The sequence below is a fragment of the Streptacidiphilus melanogenes genome (genome assembly GCF_000787835.1).
In the GTDB taxonomy this organism is placed as follows: domain Bacteria; phylum Actinomycetota; class Actinomycetes; order Streptomycetales; family Streptomycetaceae; genus Streptacidiphilus; species Streptacidiphilus melanogenes.
Window position 1 is genome coordinate 1 of the sequence record NZ_BBPP01000001.1, and the last position, 21236, is coordinate 21236.

The following is a 21236-nucleotide window of genomic DNA, read 5'->3' on the forward strand; positions in this document are numbered from 1 at the left end:
CGCCGCGCCCGCCGCGCCCGCCGCGCCCGCCGCTCGCGCCGCGCTGGGCGCGAGTGCGCACGCGCCGGAGCGGGAGAGAGCGAGGGAGGCCACGCTGTGCTCGATCTCGGCGAGCAGTGTTCCGGCGCCCGGCAGCGACAGGGCCTCCAGCAACTCGCTCGGGTGAGTGAAGGCGACGCCGTCGAGGTTGACCGTGTACCCCGCAGCGGGGGTGTCGACGTCATAGGCCCGCCGCTCGGGACCGCTGAGGCGTTCGCGCACGCCCGGCGCGAGTGGCAGCGGCTCGATCTGCAGCGCTCGCCACAGCCGTGCCAGTACCGCCGCGCGGGCGCCGGGCAGGGCGGCGGCGAACGCGGCGTCGAGGTCCGGCCGCACGGCGTGGAGCTCGGCGGCGAAGGCCGCCTCCGCGTGGCGGAGTGCGGTGGGCAGCAGATAGTCCGTGGCGCGCATGAAGGTGAGGTACCCCGAATTGGGAAAGGATCCGTCTGGGCAGATGATCGTCTGCCGGTTTCGCGGTGGACGAACCGTCCGCGGCGGCCATGGGGTCGGCCCGCCACAGCGGGGCCGACGGGGTGACGGGGTGCGGAGGCGGCTATGAACGGCGGGGCGGCGCGCGATCGGACGGGCAACCGTCAGGCGGGGACCGATCGCACCGGGAGCGGCGGAACGCCGGGCGCAGGCTCGAGCGGTGCGAGCTCAGGCCTGGGCGCAGGCTCGAGCGGTCCGAACTCAGGCCCGAACCCAGGCTCGAGCGCAGGCCCGAACGCCCGCCCGAGCGGCCCGAACGCCGACCCGGGCGGAGTGTGGAGCGGCTGGGGACCGGGGGAGGCGGAGGCGGCGACGGCGCTGCTCAACTGCCTGACCAGGGAGCTCGCCGAGCCGCGTCCCGGTGGCGGGTCGGGCCACCGCCTGAGCGGGACCGGACGGACACTGACCGTCGGTGCGGGCCGCTGGCCGCAGCCGCCGTTGGCCGTCGACGGGCTCGCGCTGACCGGGTTCGACGCGCTGGTGGGCCTCGTCGAGGAGGAGCTGCGGGCCCGTACCGGGGTGGAGAACGCGACGCTCGGGGCGGAGATCCGCGACAGCCGGGACGTCGTGGCCGCGTTGCTGTCCGCGCGCGCGGCCGCATCGGCGCGGGACGAGAAGCCCGTCGACGACCTGTACCTGCGCTCCGAGCAGGCGCTGCTCGCCGGGCACCGCTACCACCCGGCGCCCAAGACGCGCGGCGGCGGCGTGCGGGAGAGCTGGCTGCCGTACGCGGCGGAGGCGGGAGCCCGATACCCGCTCACGCTGCTGGGGGTGCGTGAGGATCTGCTGGGCGGGGAGGGCGCGACCGGCGCGATCGACGCGTTGTGGGGTGACGCCGCTCCGTCCGGCTACCGCGTGCTGCCTGCGCACCCGTGGCAGTTGGCGTTGCTGCGTGCGCATCCGACGCTCGCGCCGGACACGCTGACGGCCCTCGCCGACGGCAGGATGCGGGTCCTCGGCCGCACCGAGGAGCTCGCGTTCGCAACATCCTCGCTGCGCACCGTCCATCTGCCGGATGCGGACCTCTCCCTCAAGTTCAGCCTGGAGGTGCGGATCACCAATGATGTCCGCCGCCTCTGGCTGCGCGATCTGCGCTGGCTGCAGCCGCTCGGCGAGGTGCTGGCGGAGCTGCCGATCGGAGCTCACCTGCTGGCCGACCAGGGCTACCGCACGCTCGCCGGGCACGGTGAGGAGGGCTGGGAGGCGTACGCCGTGCTGCAACGCGAGGGGTTGGCCCACCGCGTGCGGCCGGGGCTCACACCGTTGCTGGCGGCAGGCGTGAGCGAGGGCTTCGCGGGCAATCCGCTGGACGGTCTGACGGCTGATCAGGCGTTGGTCTGGTGGCGCCGCTACGTCGAACTGCTCGCTCCGCCCGCGCTGGAGGCGTTGCGGGACCATGGCGTCGTGCTGGAGTGCCACCTGCAGAACGTGCTGGTCGCCGTGGACGGCGACGGCATGCCGGGCCAGGTCCTCTTCCGCGACCACGAGGGCGTCAAGCTCACCACCGACCACCACGAGGCCCTGCTCGCCCGCTTCGGCCCGGACACCCCCACGCCGGGGGTCAGCCCGGCCAAGGGCCGGGACCGGCTGCTGTACTGCCTGGTCGTCAACAACCTGTGGGAGATCGCCGGTGCGATCGCCGAACGCCACCCCTCGCTCGCGGCGGAGCTGTGGCCCGAGGCCCGCCGCCTGCTGGCGGACCACGCCGACCTGCTGTCCGTCTCCCACATCCCCGGCAAGACCAACCTCCTGCTGCGGTGGCTCGACGCGGACGGCGGCGACTCGACCTACACCCCGCTGCACAACCCGTTTGCAGGGTAGCGGGGTAGTGGTGGGGCGGTAGGCTGCCGTCGGCCCGCGCGACCGCGTGCGGGCGTCCACGAACCAGTGATCATCAAGGACTGACGCCCATGACCTCGGCGACCCGCAGCGGCCGCCGGTGGCGGGGCTGAGCCTGTCGGCTCGGCCCGGACCTGCCTGAGCGGCCCCACGACGTGTCCAGCGAGCGCTCGCGGCGCTTCGCCATGCCATCAACCGTGAGGTCATCATCGTGGACCTGGATGTCCAGAGCTTTGCCGTCGCCCATCTCCGTCGCCGTCCCGAGGTCGTCGAGACGGGCGGTTTCGTGATCGGGATCGACCCCGCCACCACCAGCCCCCACCTGAACTACGCGACGCCGCTGCCCGGCGCCGAGCCGACGCCCTCGGACGTGAGGGCGCTGGTGCGGGAGTTCCGCACGCGCGGCCTGCTGCCGCGACTGGAGTTCGCTCCCGATGCCGCGCCCGCCGTCGAGGCGGTGCTGCGGGCCGCCGGGTTCGGCACGGAGGCGGAGCACGCGTACCTGGTCTGCACGCCGGACACCTTCGTGCCGCTCACACACGCGGGGGCCGTGCCAGGCGCGGACGCCGCGCCACACGCCGGGGCCGTGCCGCGCGTCGAGACTCCGGGGTCGGACGAGGACTACGCCGCTCTCGACGCCGCGCTGGCGGAGGCGTTCGGCGGCGCGTTCCCGCCTTCGCCCGAGGGCGCGGCGCGACTGCGACGCACCCAGGACGGCGGGGGAGCCGTGCGCTTCGTCCGGGTCGACAAAGAGGTCGCGGGCGGGGCGCTGTGCTCGGCGCCGGCGGTGGGGATGGCGGAACTCGCGGGTGTGGGGACCCGCCCGGCCTTCCGGGGACGCGGCATCGCGCAGGCGGTCACCGCCGAGTTGGCCATGGCGTCGTTCGCCCACGGCGCACGTGGCGTCTGGCTCGAGTACGACGGAGAGGGTTCGCGCCGCGTGTACGAGCGCGTCGGCTTCCGGCCGCGGGGCACCCGGCTCTACGTCTCGCTGCCGGGATGAGCGCGGGGTAGGGGTTTGCCTACCTGAGCTGTAGGTTCCGGCCCATCGCGTCCCGGAGGGCGACCGCAGCAGCATGGGGTTGTGGTCGCAGCGGGCGGTCCGGGAGTCGAGAGGGGGTGGTGGTGATGCCGCCGGTGCTGGTGGACCGGGAGCCCTGGTTGCTGTTCGTGGTCGTGGCGTTGACCGCGGTGTGTGGTGGGGTGGCCGTCCGGGCGGAGGGGTTCAGGGACCGCGGTGAGGGCTCGGTGCGCGCTGAGGCGTTCCGACGGGCCGTCGGGCGGATCGGGTGGCCGGTGGCGCCCGTGCTGGTGGGGGCTGCGGTGTACGCGGCCGTGCAGGCGCTGCTGGTGGACCTGCACAGCACGGGCGGCTCCGGCATGGTGGTGACCGTGGCGGGGTTGGCCCCGTCGGGGCTGCTGGCGTCGCTGGTGCTGCTGACCGGCTTGCTGCTCACCGCACTGCCCCCGCTCGCGGGCACGTTCACGGGGGGCCGTCACCGCTGGACCCTGCCGACGGTCGCGGTGGCGAGTGCCGAACTGCTCATCGGCCTCGATCCGTTCCAGACGCCGCACAGCAGGCCGCTGGCGGACTACCTGGTCGGCGGCGTGCTCGGCCTGCTGCTCGCCCTCGGGGCGTGGGCCGCCCTGCTGCGGCCGGGCGGGGCCGGGGCCACACGGCTCGTGCCTTGGTCACTGCTGCTGCCGGGCGTCGTAGCGACGCTCGGAGACGTGCTGGGTCTGGACCTCTGGGTGCCCGCGCCGCCGGGGACGGGGACCCTGCTCGCCGTGGCCGCCCTGGTGACGGGAGTCGTCGCACTGGTCGGGGCGGGCGCCGTCGTGGCGCGGTGGCCGGGGGCCGCAGCGGACGTGGCGGTGCTCGCACTGGTCGGCGTCGGGGCGTACGGCATCGCCCAGGGGGCGTTCGGGCGGACGCTGGTGGTGGTGGGGACGTTCGGGTCGCCGCGCGGGCCGATGCCCACGGTCCCGGCCGGTTTCGGCCACAACGCGGCCGTGCTGGGCGGGATCCAGGGCGCGTTGCTGCTCGCCCTCGGGCTGTGGCTGCTGCCCCGCACGGTGCTGCCGGACGCCCGGCGCCTGTGGGGGCACGCGGCGGACCCGGCGCTGACCGAGCGTGTGCGGGAGCTGACCGAGACCCGCGCGGAGGCGGTCAGCTCCGCCGCGGCCGAGCTGCGGCGGATCGAGCGCGACCTGCACGACGGGGCGCAGGGGCGGCTGGTCGCCATCGGGATGAACCTGCGCGCCGCCGAGGACATGATCGCGAGCAGCCCGCACGAGGCCACCGCGCTCGTCGCGGAGGCCCGCGCCGCCTCGGCGGTCGCCCTGGAGGAGCTTCGCTGCCTGGTCCAGGGCATCTGCCCGCCGATGCTGGCCGACCGCGGCCTGGGGGAGGCGATCCGGGCGCTGGCCCTGGATCTGCCGCTCCCCTGCGGGACCGAGATCGACCTGCCCGGTCAACGGCTCGCCGTGCCACTGGAGTCGGCCTGCTACTTCGCCGTCGCCGAGGTGGTGACCAACGCCGTGCGGCACGCCGACGCACGCAGCCTGCGGATCCGGGCCGCCTTGGCGGACGGGATGCTGCGCATCGAGGTGACCGACGACGGGGTCGGCGGCGCGGATCCCGCGGCGGGAAGCGGACTGGCCGGAGTGGAGCGGCGGTTGGCCGCCTTCGATGGCATCCTGGCGGTCAGCAGTCCGCCCGGGGGGCCGACGATCGTGGTCATGGAGGTGCCGTGCCCGTAGGCCCCGTCCGGTTGGTCGTCGCGGAGGATCTCTACCTGCTGCGGGAAGGCCTGGTCCGGCTGCTCAAGGCACGGGGGTTCGAGATCGCGGCGGCCACCGACAGCGCGCCGGACCTGCTCGCCGCGCTGCTGGAGCACCGGCCGGAGCTGGCGATCGTGGACATCCGGCTGCCGCCGACCAACACCGACGACGGGCTCCGGGCGGCGCTCGCCGCGCGGGAGCAGATCCCCGGGCTGCCGATCCTGCTGCTGTCGCAGTACGTCGAGCCGGTGTACGCGCAGGAGTTGCTCGCCGACCAGGCGGGCGGGGTCGGCTACCTGCTCAAGGACCGGGTCTTCAGCGACGACCAGTTCGTCGACGCGATCCGGGCGGTCGCGGCGGGCGGGACGGTGATGGACCCGCAGGTGGTGACGAAGCTGCTGGTGCGGCGCAGCCGCAGCGAGCCGCTCTTGCGCCTCTCCGAGCGCGAGCGCCAGGTGCTGGAGCTGATGGCCGAGGGACGTTCCAACAGCGCGATCGCGAACCGGCTGTTCGTCAGCGAGAAGGCCGTCTCCAAGCACAGCACCAGCATCTTCACCAAGCTGGAGCTGGCGCCCTCCGACGACGACAACCGGCGCGTGCTGGCGGTGCTCGCCTACCTGATGGCGGCGCCCAAGCCGTCCTGATGAACGCGGGAGGGCGGGACGCGGGAGGGCGGGACCGGCATCAAGCCGGTCCCGCCCTCCCGCGTTCCTGCACGGGACCTACGCCATGCCGGAGACCGCCGCGATGTCCTTGGCCAGCGGGACGCCGGAGCCGTCGCGGCGCGGGTCGCGAGCCGGGAGCTCGGCGGGGGTGCCGTTGGCCGTGGCCGCGCGGGCGGGGGCGCCGCCGGCCCAGGCGAAGACCAGCTTGTCCTCGCCCTTGAGGAAGCGCTGGCAGCGGACGCCGCCGGTGGCGCGGCCCTTGCGCGGGTACTGCTCGAACGGGGTGGCCTTGGCCGTGGCCTGGCCCATGCCGTCGAGCGCGTCCGAGGAGCCCGCGACGGTGACGACGAGGGCGTCCTGCGCCGGGTCCACCGCCGTGAAGGAGAGCACCTTCGCGCCGTCGGCGAGCTTGACGCCCGCCATGCCGCCGGCGGGACGGCCCTGCGGGCGGACCTGGCCGGCCGGGTAGCGCAGCAGCTGGGCGTCGGAGGTGATGAAGACGAGGTCCTCCTCGCCCGTGCGCAGTTCGACCGCGCCGACGATCCGGTCGCCGTCCTTGAGGGCGATGATCTCGAACTCGTCCTTGTTGTCCGGCCAGTCCGGCACGACGCGTTTGACGACGCCCTGCTCGGTGCCGAGTGCCAGGCCGGGGGAGGACTCGTCGAGCGTCGTCAGCGCGAGGACGGACTCGCCCGCCTCCAGCTTGAGGAACTCGGCGACCTTCGCGCCGCCGGCCAGGGCCGGGGTGTGCGCGCTCGGCGGCAGCTGGGGCAGGTCGATCACCGGCAGCCGCAGCACGCGTCCGGCGTCGGTGACGACGCCGATGTGGCCGCGGGCGGTGGCGGGGACCGCGGAGACGATCACGTCGTGCCGGGCGCGCTTGCCGGCGTCGCCGTCGCCGTCGCCGTCGCCGTCCGGGACCGGGGTCCCGGCGTCGGCGGTGCGGGCCAGCAGGCCCGTGGAGGAGAGCAGCACGCGGCACGGGTCGTCGGCGACCTCGAGCGGGACCGCGATGGCGGCGACCGAGCCGGCCTCCAGCAGCACGGTGCGCCGCTCGGTGCCGAACTTCTTGGCCACGGCCGCGAGTTCGTCGGAGACGACCTTGCGCAGCACGGTGTCCGACTCGAGGATCTCGGTCAGGGCCGCGATCTCGGCGTTGAGCTTCTCCTGCTCCGCCTCCAGCTCGATCCGGTCGAAGCGGGTGAGGCGGCGCAGCGGGGTGTCGAGGATGTACGCGGTCTGCGTCTCGGACAGGCCGAACCGCTCGATCAGGCGCTCCTTGGCCTGCGCCGCGTTGTCGCTCGATCGGATGATGGAGATGACCTCGTCGATGTCGAGCAGCGCGACGAGCAGGCCCTCGACCAGGTGCAGCCGGTCCTGGCGCTTGCGACGGCGGAAGTCGCTGCGCCGGCGGACCACCTCGAAGCGGTGGTCGACGTAGACCTCGAGCAGCTCCCGCAGGCCCAGCGTCAGCGGCTGGCCGTCGACCAGGGCCACGTTGTTGATGCCGAAGGTCTCCTCCATCGGCGTCAACTTGTAGAGCTGCTCCAGCAGCGCCTCGGGCACGAAGCCGTTCTTGACCTCGATGACCAGGCGCAGGCCGTGGGCACGGTCCGTCAGGTCCTTGACGTCGGCGATGCCCTGGATCTTCTTGGCGCCCACCAGATCCTTGATCTTGGCGATCACCTTCTCCGGGCCGACCGTGAACGGCAGCTCGGTGACGACCAGGCCCTTGCGGCGCGGGGTGACGTCCTCGACGGACACCTTGGCGCGGATCTTGAAGGTGCCGCGGCCGCTCTCGTAGGCGTCGCGGATGCCGTCCAGGCCGACGACCAGACCGCCGGTCGGCAGGTCGGGGCCCGGGATGAAGCGCATCAGGGTGTCGAGGTCGGCGCCCGGGTGCTTGATCAGGTGGCGGGCGGCGGCGACGACCTCGGTCAGGTTGTGCGGCGGCATGTTGGTGGCCATGCCGACGGCGATCCCGGAGACGCCGTTGACCAGCAGGTTCGGGAAGGCGGAGGGGAGAACCTCCGGCTCCTGCTCGCTGCCGTCGTAGTTGGGCCGGAAGTCGACGGTCTCCTCGTCGATCGTCTCGACCATGGCCATCGCGGCCTCGGTGAGCCGGGCCTCGGTGTAACGCATGGCGGCCGGCGGGTCGTCGTTGCCGAGCGAGCCGAAGTTGCCGTGGCCGTCGATCAGCGGCAGCCGCATCGAGAACGGCTGGGCCATGCGCACCAGCGTGTCGTAGATGGCGGTGTCGCCGTGCGGGTGCAGGCGGCCCATCACCTCGCCGACGACGCGGGCGCTCTTGACGTGGCCGCGGTCGGGCCGCAGGCCCATCTCGTTGGCCTGGTAGAGGACACGCCGGTGCACGGGCTTGAGGCCGTCCCTGGCGTCGGGGAGCGCCCGGGAGTAGATCACCGAGTAGGCGTACTCCAGGTAGGAGCTCTGCATCTCGTCCACCACGTCGATGTCGAGGATGCGCTCCTCGAAATCCTCGGGCGGAGGGGTCTGCGAACTGCGGCGGGCCATCGCGGCGGCGCTCCCTAGGACGGTATGCACGCCTCCGGTCGGACCGGTCGGTGGGCATGGGTGGGCATGGTCGGGGACCATTCTGGACCAGCGCGCTGACAAACCCGGCCACCGCGTCCCCTGTGGGTGCAGCACAATGGGGTTTTCCGGGGTTCACGCCCCGGCCGATACGAATCTCGATCGTGCGGCAGACCGGAAGGAACGACGCGGATGGCCCAAGGATTCACCATCAGTGAGCACACTCTGGCCAACGGGCTGCGGGTGGTGCTCTCCGAGGACCACCTCACGCCCGTCGCCGCGGTCTGTCTCTGGTACGACGTCGGTTCCCGGCACGAGGTGTCCGGACGCACCGGCCTCGCCCACCTCTTCGAGCACCTGATGTTCCAGGGCTCCGGGCAGGTCAAGGGGAACGGCCACTTCGAGCTGGTGCAGGGGGCCGGCGGCTCGCTGAACGGCACCACCAGCTTCGAGCGCACCAACTACTTCGAGACCATGCCCGCGCACCAGTTGGAGCTGGCGCTGTGGCTGGAGGCGGACCGGATGGGCAGCCTGCTCGAGGCGCTCGACCAGGAGAGCCTCGACAACCAGCGCGCGGTGGTGAAGAACGAGCGCCGCCAGCGCTACGACAACGTGCCCTACGGCACCGCGTTCGAGCGGCTGACCGCGATGGCCTTCCCGGACGGCCACCCCTACCACCACACGCCCATCGGTTCGATGGCGGACCTGGACGCCGCCACCCTCGGTGACGCGCAGGACTTCTTCCGCACCTACTACGCGCCCAACAACGCGGTGCTGGCGGTCGTGGGCGACATCGACCCGGAGCAGACGCTGGCCTGGGTGCAGAAGTACTTCGGCTCCATCCCGGGGCACGACGGCAAGCGTCCGCCGCGCGACGGCTCCACGGTGGTCCGCTCCTCGGAGGCGCCGCTGCGCGAGCACGTCGTCGCCGAGGTGCCCTCGCGCGCGGTGATGCAGGCCTACCTGCTGCCGCTGGACGGCACCCGCGAGTCGGACGCGGCCGACCTGGCGCTGACGATCCTCGGCTCGGGCGAGTCCTCCCGCCTGTACAACCGCCTGGTCCGCCACGACCGTCTGGCCGTCACGGCCGGCTTCGGCCTGCTGCGCCTGTCGGGCGCGCCGTCGCTGGGCTGGCTCGACGCGAAGACCTCCGGCGAGGCGACGGTCGAGGCCGTCGAGGCCGCGATCGACCAGGAGCTGACCCGGTTCGCGGCCGAGGGCCCGACGGCGAAGGAGCTGGAGCGGGCGCAGGCGCAGATCGAGCGCGAGTGGCTGGACCGGCTCGACACCGTCAGCGGCCGCGCGGACGAACTGTGCCGCTACGCCGTCCTGTTCGGCGACCCGAAGCTCGCCGACACGGCGCTGTCGCGGGTGCTGGACGTCACGGCCGAGGAGATCCAGGCCGTCGCGCAGAAGTACCTGACGCCGGACAACCGCGCCGTGCTGACCTACGAGCCCGGTGCCGGTGCTGCCGCTGACGAGCAGACCGCCGACGACCGGACCGCCGACGAGGACGAGGAGGTGCAGGCATGACCATCGCCTCCACCATGACCTTCCACCCGCGCCCCGAGCCGGGGCAGCCCACGCCGTGGAACTTCCCTGCGCCGACGCGCAGCGCGCTGCCGAACGGCCTGACGGTGCTGCGCTGTGACCGTCCGGGCCAGGCGCTGGTCGCGGCCGAGCTGGTGCTGGACGTGCCGCTGGCGGCGGAGCCGCGCGAGCAGGAGGGCGTGTCCACGATCCTGGCGCGTGCCTTCTCGGAGGGCACCGAGTCGCTGACGGCCGAGGAGTTCGCCGGTGAGCTGGAGCGGGCGGGCGCGAACCTGGACGCGCACGCCGACCACACCGTGCTGCGGCTGTCGCTGGAGGTCCCGGCCTCCCGCCTGGAGCGCGGGCTCGCGTTGATGGCGGACGCGGTGCGCGCACCGGCCTTCCCCGAGCACGAGATCGAGCGGCTGGTCGCCAACCGCCTCGACGAGATCGTCCACGAGCAGGCCAACCCGGCCCGTCGTGCCGCGCTCGCCTTCTACTCGGAGCTGTTCGACCAGTCCGACCGCCTGTCGCGGCCGCGCTCGGGCAGCGCGGAGACGGTCGAGGCGATCGACCGGGCCGCCGTGACGACGTTCTACGCCGCGCACGTCCGTCCGGCGACGGGCACGCTGGTCGTCGTGGGCGACTTCTCGGGGGTCGACTTCGACGCCGTGCTGGCCGCGACGATCGGCCGGTGGACCGGCACCCCGGGGGCGCACGTGCCCGCCGCGCCGGTGCGCGGGAACGACACCGGCCGGGTCGTCATCGTGGACCGTCCCGGCTCGGTGCAGACGCAGCTGCTGATCGGCCGGATCGGCCCGGACCGGCACGACGACACCTGGGCGGCGCAGATCCTCGGCACGTACTGCCTGGGCGGCACCCTCACCTCGCGTCTGGACAGGGTCCTGCGCGAGGAGAAGGGCTACACCTACGGTGTCCGCGCGTTCGCCCAGCCGCTGCGCTCCGGCGCGGACGGCCAGGGCCGGGCGCTGCTGGCCATCTCGGGTTCGGTGGACACGGAGTCGACGGCTCCGGCGCTTGCCGACACCTGGCAGATCCTGCGCACGCTCGCGGCGGAGGGGCTGACCGACGAGGAGCGCGACATCGCCGTGCAGAACCTGGTCGGGGTGGCGCCGCTGCGCTACGAGACCGCGTCCGCGGTCTGCGCCACGCTGGCCGACCAGGTGGAGCAGGAGCTCCCGGACAACTACCAGGCCGAGGTGTACCGGCAGTTGGCCGAGACCACCACGGCGGCGGCGACGGACGCGGTCGTGGCCGCGTTCCCGCCGGACCGGCTGGTGGCGGTCCTGGTCGGTGACGCCTCGGTGATCGCGGCACCGCTGAAGGATCTCGGGATCGGCGAGGTCACGGTCGTCTCGGCCTGATCCCGCCTCGTTCTCAGGCCTCTCAGGGGCGCGGGTTTTCCCGCGCCCCTGAGTCATGTCCACGCCCCGCCCCACGAATGTGACGTAGGTCACACTCGCAGCGGGGATTTCCGGGGAGAGATTCCCCGTTTAGGTGTTTGAATGGAAAGCGGGGACAGGCTCCCCACTTCACGCGAGATTCACGAGCCACACCAGTCACACCGGAGGAAGGAGTCACCGTGGTCCAGGCAATCGAGACCGAGAAGCCCGCGGGGCTCCGCCGACGTGCCGACGCGGCCCGTAACCGGGCCCGCATCCTCGACGCCGCGCAGGACGCCTTCATCGAGTACGGCGCGGACGTGCCGCTCGACGAGATCGCCAAGCGCGCCGGGATCGGCAACGCCACCGTCTACCGCCACTTCCCGGACCGTCGCGCGCTGGTGCGCGGTGTCGTCCTGGAGGTCATGGAACGAGCCATCAGCGTGGCCCAGCAGGCCTACGCGGAGGAGAGCGATCCCTTCGAGGCGCTGAGCCGCCTGGTGCACGACTCCGTCAACTGGAAGATCGGCGCCCTGTGCCCGATGCTCTCCGAGTGGACGGACCTGGACGAGCCCGAGGTCTTCGAGACCAAGGAGCGCCTCGACGCCGTCGCCCGGACCATCATCGGCGCCGCCCAGGCGGCCGGCAGCATGCGCGACGACGTCGGCAGTGACGACGTCTTCATGGCGGTCGCCCAGCTGGTACGGCCGTTCCCCGGCGCCCCCTACGACAGCCTCAAGCCTTTCGTCCACCGTCACCTGCAGCTGCTGCTCGACGGTCTCCGGGCCCCCGCCCGGACGCCGTTGCCCGGCAGCCCGCAGTCCCTGGAGGACGTCCGTCGCGAGTGCATTCTCGCGGCCGGCCGACGCGAGTGTCGGTCGTGACCCCCGCGGTCTCGTGACGCCGTGACGGCGCAGCGTTGCTGAGACGCGCCGACTTCCGCCCCGAAACCGCGACTTCACCGGGTCGACGCCAACGCGCCGATTACCAGGTCACGTTCGTACGTCATCGTTTCACGTTCCACATACACAAGTTCGCCCACTGATGACGGCAGCCTGCTGCCGCGCACATACGGGGATATCCTCATGTCTGCTTCCGCACCCGCCGCGTCACTCGACAAGGCACAGCCCGATCCAAGGCGCTGGAAGGCGCTCATCTTCATCGCCATCGCCCAGCTGATGGTCGTCCTCGACGCCACCGTCGTGAACATCGCACTTCCGCACGCCCAGGCGGACCTGCACATCTCCGACGCGAACCGCCAGTGGGTGATCACCGCCTACAGCCTGGCCTTCGGCGGTCTGCTGCTCTTCGGCGGCCGCGTGGCCGACCTGTGGGGGCGCAAGCGGGCCTTCATCGTCGGTCTGATCGGCTTCGCGCTGGCCTCCGCCGTCGGCGGTGCGGCCGTCAACTCGAGCATGCTGCTCGGCGCGCGTGCGCTGCAGGGCGTCTTCGGCGCGCTGCTGGCTCCGGCGGCCCTGTCGCTGCTGGCCGTCACCTTCACCGAGGCCAAGGAGCGCGCCACCGCGTTCGGCATCTTCGGCGCCATCGCCGGCGCGGGCGGCGCGGTCGGTCTGCTGCTCGGCGGCGCGCTGACCCAGTACACCAGCTGGCGCTGGGCGCTGTACGTCAACATCATCTTCGCGATCGTCGCCGTGATCGGTTCCCTGGTCTTCGTGCACGAGCGCGAGGGCGAGCGCAACCGCAACCGTCTCGACATCCCCGGCGTGCTGCTGGCCACCTCCGGCCTGGTCGCCCTGGTCTACGGCTTCACCAAGGCCGAGGAGTCCGGCTGGGGCGCCGGCATCACCATCGGCCTCTTCGTGGCCTCCGCGGTGCTGCTCGCCCTGTTCGTCCTGGTCGAGTCCCGCACCAAGGCCCCGCTGCTGCCGCTGCGCGTCGTCCTCAACCGCAACCGCGGCGGCGCGTACCTCGGCCTCGGCCTCGCCATCATCGGCATGTTCGGCCTGTTCCTGTTCATGACCTACTACCTGCAGGGCATCAAGCAGTACAGCCCGGTCATGACCGGCGTCGCCTTCCTGCCCATGGTCGCCGGCATGATCACCGGCTCCACCCAGATCGGCGCCCGCCTGATGAACCGCGTCCCGGCGCGCTGGCTGATGGGCCCCGGCCTGCTGGCCGCCTCGATGGGCATGCTGATGCTCACGCAGATGCACGTGGACAGCAACTACTGGACGCTGATCCTGCCGGCCGAGGTCCTGCTCGGCCTGGGCATGGGCACCTCGTTCATGCCGGCCATGAGCCTGTCGACCATCGGCGTCCAGCCGCAGGACGCGGGCGTGGCCTCCGCGATGATCAACACCTCGCAGCAGGTCGGCGGCTCGATCGGCACCGCCCTGCTCAACACCATCGCGGCGAGCGCGACGACCAGCTGGCTGGTTTCGCACCACTCCACCGACCCGCGCAACCCGCTCGCGGCGGTGCACGGCTACGACGTCGCCATCTGGTGGGCCGTGGGCATCATGCTCGTCGCCTCGGCGCTGGTCTTCGTCCTGGTCAACGCCGGCCGCCCGGAGCACCACACCGTCGCCGGCTCGAACGCCGAGTCGGACGCGGGCGTCCCGGTCGTCATGCACTGACCCTCGCCTGACGCACAGTCACCGGCGAAGCCCCCGGCCCCTCCAGGGTCGGGGGCTTCGCCATGCCCGGCGATCGAAAATCCGTTGCGGTGATCGTCGCCACCCGGGTTTCATAGGCACAGCGACCGGACGTGACAGGCCGGTCCCCTTCCCAGAAATGGGACCAGACGGTGGAGAGGAGGCAGTCCCATGCGGGTCGAGCAGCGACCAGGGCGTTACATCGGCGCCCTCGCCTCCCCCAGGCGACGCCCCTCCACCGTCTGCGGCTTCCGCCGCTGATCCCGCGAGACCGCGCGCACGTCCGCGACGGTCCGCGCTCAGACTTGTAGCCTTGTTCCCAGGAGAACAATTCCCATGTCGTACACCGAGATCCCGGGCATCAACGTGCCCATCCGCATGTGGACCGACCCCGCGACGGTCGAGGGCCAGGCCCTCCAGCAGCTGCGCAACATCTCCTCGCTCCCCTGGATCCACGGCCTCGCCGTCATGCCCGACGTCCACCTGGGCAAGGGCGCGACGGTCGGCTCCGTGATCGCCATGAAGGGCGCGGTCTGCCCGGCCGCGGTCGGCGTGGACATCGGCTGCGGGATGAGCGCGGTCAAGACCTCGCTCACCGCCCGCGACCTGCCCGACGACCTGAGCCGGCTCCGCTCGAAGATCGAGCAGGCCATCCCGGTCGGCCGCGGCCTGCACGGCGACCCGGTCGACCCCCGCCGCATCCACGGCTTTTCCGCGACCGGCTGGGACGACTTCTGGTCCCGCTTCGACGGTCTCACCCCGGCGGTGAAGGCGCGCCGCGAGCGTGCGCTGCAGCAGATGGGCTCGCTCGGCTCGGGCAACCACTTCATCGAGGTCTGCCTGGACAAGTCGGGCGCGGTGTGGCTGATGCTGCACTCGGGCTCGCGCAACATCGGCAAGGAGCTCGCCGAGCACCACATCGGCGTCGCCCGCTCGCTCCCGCACAACCAGAACCTGGTCGACCGGGACCTGGCGGTCTTCATCGCGGCGACCCCGCAGATGCAGGCCTACCGCTCGGACCTGTTCTGGGCGCAGGAGTATGCGAAGCGCAACCGCGCGGTGATGATGGCGCTGTTCCAGGACGCCGTCCGGGCGGAGTTCCGCAAGGCGAAGGTCACCTTCGACCAGGTCATCTCCTGCCACCACAACTACGTGGCGGAGGAGACCTACGAGGGGGAGGAGCTGCTGGTCACCCGCAAGGGCGCGATCCGCGCCGGCGCCGGCGACTACGGCATCATCCCGGGCTCCATGGGCACCGGCTCCTACATCGTCCGCGGCCTGGGCAACACCGCGGCCTTCAACTCGGCCTCCCACGGCGCGGGTCGCAAGATGTCCCGCTCGGCGGCCAAGCGCACGTTCGGCGTCCGCGACCTGGTGGAGCAGACCCGCGGCGTGGAGTGCCGCAAGGACTCCGGCGTCGTGGACGAGATCCCGGGCGCGTACAAGCCGATCGAGAAGGTGATGGCTCAGCAGACCGACCTCGTCGAGGTCGTCGCGCAGCTCAAGCAGGTTGTCTGCGTGAAGGGTTGATGACATTCAGCTGAACCGGGGCGAGGTCCGCTGACGCGGACCTCGCCCTGTTCGTTGGGCCTGGCTGGTCGGGGTGGGGCCTCGGTGCGCTGCCGCGGCGCTGGCGGGGATGCGCGACGCCTCGCCAACTGCGGCAGTTGTGACGGAAAGAGACGCTGCCTCATATAGGCCCGGGGGGCGGATCATCGGGCCGCGGCGGTTGCGGCCGATGATACGATCACCTCGCTTTGCGGAGCGGGCGGGTCCACCCTGCACTGGCGGGGGATCGGAGGCCGGCTGTCAGACGCCTGAAGAGAGTCTTATGACGGAATACATCGAGAACCCAGCGCTGTGGGCTCTTGTCGTGCTCCTGCTCATCGTGATCGCCGTCGTCGTCCGCCAGCGCAAGGCGGCCATGGCGTTGCGGCAGGAGATAGCGGGGCTCAGGGAGTACTACTCCGATCTGGAGCACCACTACATGCAGTCCGTCGCTGCGGCCCAGGAGCAGGCCGAGGAAGCGACGAAGACCGTGCTGAAGTCGGCCATGCGCACCCTGCAGGGTCTGGCCGCCGAGCAGCAGCTGATCCTCTCCCGGCTGCAGACCAAGCACGGTGAGTCGGTCATCCTCCAGGACCTGCTGGAGATCGACCACACCAACTCCCAGTTCGGCCGCCGCGCCCAGTCCATCGCGGTGCTCTGCGACGGCTGGCTCGGCCGCCACCGTGACAACGCCTCGGTCTACGACGTGGTCCGCAGCGCGCAGGGGCGCGTCCGGCACTTCCGGCGCGTGGAGATCCTCTCCCAGGTGGACTTCGGCATCTCCAGCCGCGCCGTCGAGCCGGTGGCGCTGGCGCTGGCCGAGCTCCTCGACAACGCCACCAGCTACTCCAGCCCGGACACGGTCGTCGAGATCAACATCCGCACCGTGCCCAAGGGCGTGGCGATCGTCGTGGACGACGCCGGTGTCGGCATGAACGACGAGGAGCGGGCCCGCGCGGAGCGGCTGCTGAGCAGCGACCGCGTCAAGAGCGTTGCGGGGCTGGGCAATCCGCCGCAGTTCGGCCTCGCCGTCATCGGCGTGCTGAGTGAGCGTTTCGGCTTCGAGGTGTCGGTGGACTCCAGTTCACCGTATGGCGGCGTGCGGGCGGTGGTCCTGCTGCCGCACGAGTTGCTGACGTCCATGCCCGAGAAGAAGGCACCGGCTCCTCCCATGACGCGCTCCTCCGTGCCACCGCCCCAGCCGAACGGGCCCGAGCCCGTGCCGGCCAGCCCGACGACCACCGACGGACTGCCGCTGCGAAGGCGCAAGCGTCCGATGGCGATCGTGCCGGGCTCCGCGCCGACCCCGATCGCCTCAGCCCGGTCCGGCGCGGAGACCGCAGCGATCATGGGAGCGTTCCAGCGGGGCACCCGGTCCGGCCGGGCCGCCCGCGGGGACGACGCGGACCAGACGAGCAGTACACGTGGGTCAAGCAGTGAAGGGCATGAGTTCTCGTGAACGACGATCTGGCATGGATGCTCGACAGTGCCCTGGAGATTCCAGGTGCCCTGCACGCGGTCCTGATCTCGGCCGACGGGCTCCTCATGGCCCGTACCAAGGACTTCGACAAGGACGACGCCGACCGCGTCGCCGCCGCGATGAGCGGCGTGCAGTCGCTCAGCCGTTCCCTCGGCTTCTTCTGCGAGGACACCAGGGGAACCTGGCGCCAGACGCTGGTCGAGTTCGACGGCGGCTGGGTCTTCCTGATCTCCGCAGGTGAGGGCGCCTACCTGGGCGTCTCCGCCACGCCGGAGGTCGACATGCAGGACATCACCTTCCGGATGCAGCAGTTGGTCGGCCAGCTGGGCAAGGTGCTGGTCGCGCCGCCGCGCGAGAACCTCGGAGTGCGCTCGTGAACGGACCTGAGGACTTCGAGCTCGAGGCCGCGGAGTTAGTGCGCCCGTACGTCATCACCAAGGGACGCGGGCTGCCCGACGACGACCAGCTCTCCCTGATCACGCTGGTGACGGCGGCACCGGAGCAGGTGCAGCGCCCGCTGCGGCTGTCGCCGGAGGAACAGCGGCTGCTGGACCTCTGCTCCGCCGGCTACCTCTCGGTCGCCGAGATCGCGGGGCACACCCGGCTGCCGCTGGGCGTGGTGCGGATCATGCTGGCCGGTCTCACCGAGGCCGGCTACCTGATCACCCGTCCGCCGGTGGCCCGCGCCCGGCTCGCCGACAAGGAGCTCCTGGAGGAGGTGCTCAGTGGTCTCCGGGCCAAGTTTGGGTGAACGACCGAGCCTGCAGTCGCGGGACTACGTCGCCGGCGGCGCCACGCAGACCGCCGTCAAGATCCTCGTCGTGGGCCACTTCGCGGTCGGCAAGACCACGTTCATCGGCTCGATCTCCGAGATCGAGCCGTTGTCGACCGAGGAGACGATGACGCGGGCGGCACAGGACCTGGACGACCTGAAGGGGGTCAGGGGGAAGACCACCACCACCGTGGCCATGGACTTCGGCCGGCTCACCATCAGCGACCGCGTCGTGCTCTACCTGTTCGGCACGCCCGGACAGGTGCGCTTCGTGCAGATGTGGGAGGACATGGCCCGGGGCGCCCTCGGCGCGCTGGTCCTCGTCGACCCGGAGCGGCTCGCCGACTCCTTCGCCGTGATCGACCTGATCGAGCAGTACGGACTGGACTACGCGATCGCGGTCAACAACTTCGACGGCAACCCGCAGCGCGCCGAGGCCTCGCTGCGCGAGGCCCTCGACCTCCTCGACGACACGCCCGTCGTCACCTGCGACGCGCGCGACGAGAAGTCGTCGGCCGCCGCACTGACCACGCTCGTCAGTTACCTGCTGGCCCGCGCCGGCTAGAGGATCACCGAGGGCTCTGCCGTCGGAAGGGGCCGTCCCGGGGAGGGACGGCCCCTTCGGGCTTGCTAGACGTTCTCCAGGAGACGTGCCCGCCAGTCGGTCAGACCCTGGGCGAGGTCGCCGTCCGCGGGGGTCAGCCGGGGAAGGCAGCTGTCGATGTAGGAGACGTAGAGCGGGACGAGCTCGGTCCGGAGCAATTCGGTGAGGTGCTCCGGCGAGTCCGGCCGCCCGTGGCGCGCGCGCGTCGCGGCACGGACGAGGTCCCCGGCCACCGGCGTGGGCCCGGCGAGGTGGTGGCGGACGGCGTCGTCGGTGGATCCGCAGTCCGCCGTGGCGGCGGTGTAGAGGAACCTGAGGGGGAGCAGGACGGCCTTGGTGAACCGCCGCGTGTCCCTCGCCAACCGCGTGGGGTTGTGGAAGTCGGCCACGACGGAGTCGGGCGCGAGCACCTGGAGCGCGAAGCGGATGCTGTCGGCCGACAGCGTGTCCACGCCCGGCTGCTCCACGTCCGGGCGGACGTCCTCGCCCAGGAGCAGGACGCCGCTGGTCTTGAGGTCGAGGCGGTCCACCGCGGGGAACCTGCCGTCCTCCCCGTCCGCGCACAGGGCGGGCAGGGAGCTCCAGAACACCGACAGGCGTTCGTAGGAGGGGTCCCTCTGCTGGAGCTCCCGGGTGACACCCCGGATGGTCGCGTCGTCGTCGTGGCGACGGTCCGTCAGGACGAGTCCGAGGTCGATGTCGCTGACGGCCGGCGCGAACCCGCCGTGGGCCAGGCTTCCCAGGGCGTAGGCCGCGATCAGGCGGTCGCCCAGGGTCTGCTGGAACACCGTCGCGCAGTGCTCGGCGATCCTCGTCGCGGAGTCGGGGCCGAGGGTTTCCTCGGTGGCTCTGCTCATGCCGGCACCGCGCTGTCGCGGAAAGCCAGTTCGGCGATCCGGTCGGAGACCATGGTGATGATCTGCCAGGCGTGGTCCAGGAGTTCGATGACCTCGCCGAGGTCCCACTCGCGGCGTTCGGCGAGCAGGCGGTAGCCCATCTCGATGTGCTCCTCGTCCGCCTCGTCGTGCAGGGCGAAGTAGGCGTTGCCGGGGAAGGCCAGGGAGCCGGCGTTGCTGAAGGTGAGGCTGCCGGCCTCCAGCACGAGGTGGGCCAGGACGACCTTGTGCAGTCCGGGCAGGGTGCGGAACTGGTCGACGAACCAGGCGGCCCCGGCTTCGACGACGGGGTCCCAACCGGCTTTCCGGCCGGTGTCGTGACTGTCCGCCAGGATCTTGTTGTGGCCGAGCTCCTCCTGCTCGTGCTCGACGGCGAGTTCCTTGAGCTGAGGGTCGGTCTCGAAGGTCGCCCGGACGCTGATCATCCGCTGGAACGCGTCCGACCACGGGGCCACATGAGCCATGACGGCGTTCCTGGTGGCCGCCGGTGTGGCGGGGTCCTCCAGCAGCACGATCAGGTTGCTGGCACGGTAGGCGCGGATGTGCTGCTGGTTCCTGTCGGCGACGTCCTGCAGGGGAACGGGCACGGTGACGGTCATACGGGTTCGACCTCCTGGAGGATTCCTCGGGACTGCCGCGACGGCGCACTGGGCTGGGCCGACAGCGGGGGGTAGAGCGGAAACCTGAAGTAGACGGACACGTCGCCCTCGTCGCCGCGCGAGCGGTAGCTGACCAGCTCCTGCAGACCGCGGATCTGGTTCAAGGGCTGTGGCGCCATGGCCTGGAGGAGCGTGTGGTGTCGTCGTGGGTCCAGGTCCTCGTGCGCCATCAGCGCACCGATCCTGGCGGCGGCCTCCGCGTCGGAGGCGGTGAAGCTCGACACCCGGAAGTAGGTGGTCGACTCGTCGGCGCGGGTGGCGTCCGACCGGAAGGCGAGGCAGGTCAGTGGGGCGTCTCCGGCGGCTTCGGGCGCCGTGCCGAGCAGGGTCCGGAAAGCCGAGCGGGCTCTGTCCGGTTCATGGGCCCGGGCGAGCGCGGCCATCCGCTCCAGGGCCGCGACGCTGCTGGTGTGGTTGCGGTAGTAGACCTTGGCCCGCGCCCCTGCTCCGGAGTCCAGGTCGAGGGCGAAGAACTCCAGCTCGCGTACGGCTCCGTCCTCCATCGTCGCCCGGGCCACCTGCGCGGTGGTGTCGGCCCAGGCGGTGCCCATCGCGAGGCGGTCCATCGCCTCGGTCACCAGGGCGTAACGTTTCTGCAGGGGCAGGGTGTACAGCCCGAAGTAGATCTTGAAGGCCGGGGGGTGCCCCGGTTTCCAGGCCAGGGAGTGCCACACGGGAACGGGCGCTGCCTCGTGCCCCGCGCCTGGCGCGAACACGTCGGCGACCTTCCGGTACCGGTCCAGGCTGACCTGGGGTCGCGCGGACAGCCGGTCCGTCAGCTCCGCTGCGGTGGAGCGGCTGGAGGCCGCGGTGATGGGCCTGGAGGCACCCAGTGACTCGAAGAGGATGCGCAGCTCCGGTCTGCCCTGGGACCACTTCACCGACATCTCTGCGGGGAAGCCGTCGCCGGAGACGTACGAGGGGAACGGGCAGGCCTGCCCGACGGGTATGTCGGCCCAGGGCCGCAGGAGCTCCCGGACCTCTTCCGTCACGGGCCCGGTCATGGTGGGCGGCAGGCCGAGCCCGTCGCCCATCTCCGTCCAGCGTTCGCGGAGGAACTGCCCGATGGAACGCCCTGCACCCGAGAAGATGCTGTCCACTCACTTATCCGTTCTCCAAGCGCGCCGCCCCCTCCACTGCCGACGATTGACGCACCGTCACACGCGGGACCAGGTCTCCGGCGCTGGGGGATGCCAAGACTTCACGGGAGGTCGACGCGATCACCTTCAGTCAACCTCGCTGGCCTTCCCAACGGAAGATTGCGCAAACGGATCACGACAGGCGCCCGGAGTGCATCATTGCGCACACAAGTGAACTGTCCTGCGGCATGCCGGAACCACTCCCTCCCCATCGGCCCCATCAC

General features: G+C 71.7%; 17 protein-coding genes and 1 pseudogene. 13 read left to right on the forward strand and 5 right to left on the reverse strand.

Annotated elements, in window-relative coordinates; genetic code table 11:
* Window positions 1-450 (reverse strand): annotated as a pseudogene (locus tag TR49_RS00005) (hypothetical protein); the annotation flags it as partial.
* 351 nt (window positions 451-801) lie between these two features.
* On the opposite strand from TR49_RS00005, the gene TR49_RS00010 reads away from it, so the two are divergent.
* The 4 genes from TR49_RS00010 to TR49_RS00025 all read left to right on the forward strand — a co-directional run bounded on the left by TR49_RS00010 (window position 802) and on the right by TR49_RS00025 (window position 5795).
* Window positions 802-2349, forward strand: a complete 1548-nt coding sequence (locus TR49_RS00010; protein WP_042375803.1) for an IucA/IucC family protein — start codon at window positions 802-804, stop codon at window positions 2347-2349.
* 229 nt (window positions 2350-2578) lie between these two features.
* On the forward strand, window positions 2579-3370 hold the full coding sequence (locus TR49_RS00015) for a GNAT family N-acetyltransferase (protein ID WP_042375805.1): 792 nt from the start codon (window positions 2579-2581) through the stop codon (window positions 3368-3370).
* Window positions 3371-3495: 125 nt separating this feature from the next.
* The gene (locus TR49_RS45120; protein ID WP_236653169.1) at window positions 3496-5130 is read left to right on the forward strand and encodes a sensor histidine kinase; all 1635 of its coding nucleotides are present in this window, start codon (window positions 3496-3498) and stop codon (window positions 5128-5130) included.
* Window positions 5121-5795, forward strand: coding sequence for a response regulator transcription factor (locus TR49_RS00025; protein WP_042375807.1), 675 nt, complete (start codon window positions 5121-5123; stop codon window positions 5793-5795). The genes TR49_RS45120 and TR49_RS00025 overlap by 10 nt, the downstream gene beginning before the upstream one ends.
* 78 nt (window positions 5796-5873) lie before the next feature.
* Here the strand turns inward: TR49_RS00025 and TR49_RS00030 are convergent, their stop codons facing one another.
* A complete protein-coding gene (locus TR49_RS00030; RefSeq protein WP_042375809.1) occupies window positions 5874-8348 on the reverse strand; it encodes a DNA gyrase/topoisomerase IV subunit A in 2475 nt (824 codons plus the stop codon).
* A gap of 210 nt (window positions 8349-8558) precedes the next feature.
* Here TR49_RS00030 and TR49_RS00035 point away from each other — a divergent pair, with 210 nt between their 5' ends.
* The 9 genes from TR49_RS00035 to TR49_RS00075 all read left to right on the forward strand — a co-directional run bounded on the left by TR49_RS00035 (window position 8559) and on the right by TR49_RS00075 (window position 18279).
* Complete coding sequence (locus TR49_RS00035) at window positions 8559-9899, forward strand: M16 family metallopeptidase (RefSeq protein ID WP_042375811.1); 1341 nt, start codon at window positions 8559-8561, stop codon at window positions 9897-9899.
* Complete coding sequence (locus TR49_RS00040; protein WP_042375812.1) at window positions 9896-11281, forward strand: M16 family metallopeptidase; 1386 nt, start codon at window positions 9896-9898, stop codon at window positions 11279-11281. Before TR49_RS00035 ends, TR49_RS00040 begins: the two co-directional genes overlap by 4 nt.
* A gap of 218 nt (window positions 11282-11499) precedes the next feature.
* Window positions 11500-12183 (forward strand): TetR/AcrR family transcriptional regulator, encoded by a 684-nt coding sequence (locus TR49_RS00045; RefSeq protein ID WP_084724415.1) that lies wholly within the window; start codon window positions 11500-11502, stop codon window positions 12181-12183.
* 201 nt (window positions 12184-12384) lie between these two features.
* The gene (locus TR49_RS00050) at window positions 12385-13896 is read left to right on the forward strand and encodes an MFS transporter (RefSeq protein WP_042375814.1); all 1512 of its coding nucleotides are present in this window, start codon (window positions 12385-12387) and stop codon (window positions 13894-13896) included.
* Window positions 13897-14250: 354 nt separating this feature from the next.
* Window positions 14251-15444 carry an RtcB family protein gene (locus TR49_RS00055; protein ID WP_042375816.1) on the forward strand — a complete coding sequence of 398 codons (1194 nt, stop codon included), beginning with the start codon at window positions 14251-14253 and terminating at the stop codon, window positions 15442-15444.
* 301 nt (window positions 15445-15745) lie between these two features.
* Window positions 15746-16921 carry a sensor histidine kinase gene (locus tag TR49_RS00060; protein ID WP_042375817.1) on the forward strand — a complete coding sequence of 392 codons (1176 nt, stop codon included), beginning with the start codon at window positions 15746-15748 and terminating at the stop codon, window positions 16919-16921.
* A complete protein-coding gene (locus TR49_RS00065) occupies window positions 16918-17319 on the forward strand; it encodes a roadblock/LC7 domain-containing protein (RefSeq protein ID WP_042375819.1) in 402 nt (133 codons plus the stop codon). The genes TR49_RS00060 and TR49_RS00065 overlap by 4 nt, the downstream gene beginning before the upstream one ends.
* The gene (locus TR49_RS00070; protein WP_152626991.1) at window positions 17316-17693 is read left to right on the forward strand and encodes a DUF742 domain-containing protein; all 378 of its coding nucleotides are present in this window, start codon (window positions 17316-17318) and stop codon (window positions 17691-17693) included. The genes TR49_RS00065 and TR49_RS00070 overlap by 4 nt, the downstream gene beginning before the upstream one ends.
* Complete coding sequence (locus TR49_RS00075; RefSeq protein WP_042375820.1) at window positions 17686-18279, forward strand: GTP-binding protein; 594 nt, start codon at window positions 17686-17688, stop codon at window positions 18277-18279. Before TR49_RS00070 ends, TR49_RS00075 begins: the two co-directional genes overlap by 8 nt.
* 65 nt (window positions 18280-18344) lie before the next feature.
* On the opposite strand, the gene TR49_RS00080 is transcribed toward TR49_RS00075, so the two are convergent.
* Genes TR49_RS00080 through TR49_RS00090 form a run of 3 tightly spaced genes read right to left on the reverse strand, consistent with a single transcriptional unit; the run spans window position 18345 to window position 20973 of the window.
* Window positions 18345-19175 (reverse strand): hypothetical protein, encoded by an 831-nt coding sequence (locus TR49_RS00080; protein WP_042375823.1) that lies wholly within the window; start codon window positions 19173-19175, stop codon window positions 18345-18347.
* Window positions 19172-19813 (reverse strand): hypothetical protein, encoded by a 642-nt coding sequence (locus TR49_RS00085; RefSeq protein WP_042375825.1) that lies wholly within the window; start codon window positions 19811-19813, stop codon window positions 19172-19174. Before TR49_RS00085 ends, TR49_RS00080 begins: the two co-directional genes overlap by 4 nt.
* Window positions 19810-20973 (reverse strand): tryptophan dimethylallyltransferase family protein, encoded by a 1164-nt coding sequence (locus TR49_RS00090; protein ID WP_052433803.1) that lies wholly within the window; start codon window positions 20971-20973, stop codon window positions 19810-19812. The genes TR49_RS00085 and TR49_RS00090 overlap by 4 nt, the downstream gene beginning before the upstream one ends.
* Window positions 20974-21236 lie beyond the last annotated feature (263 nt).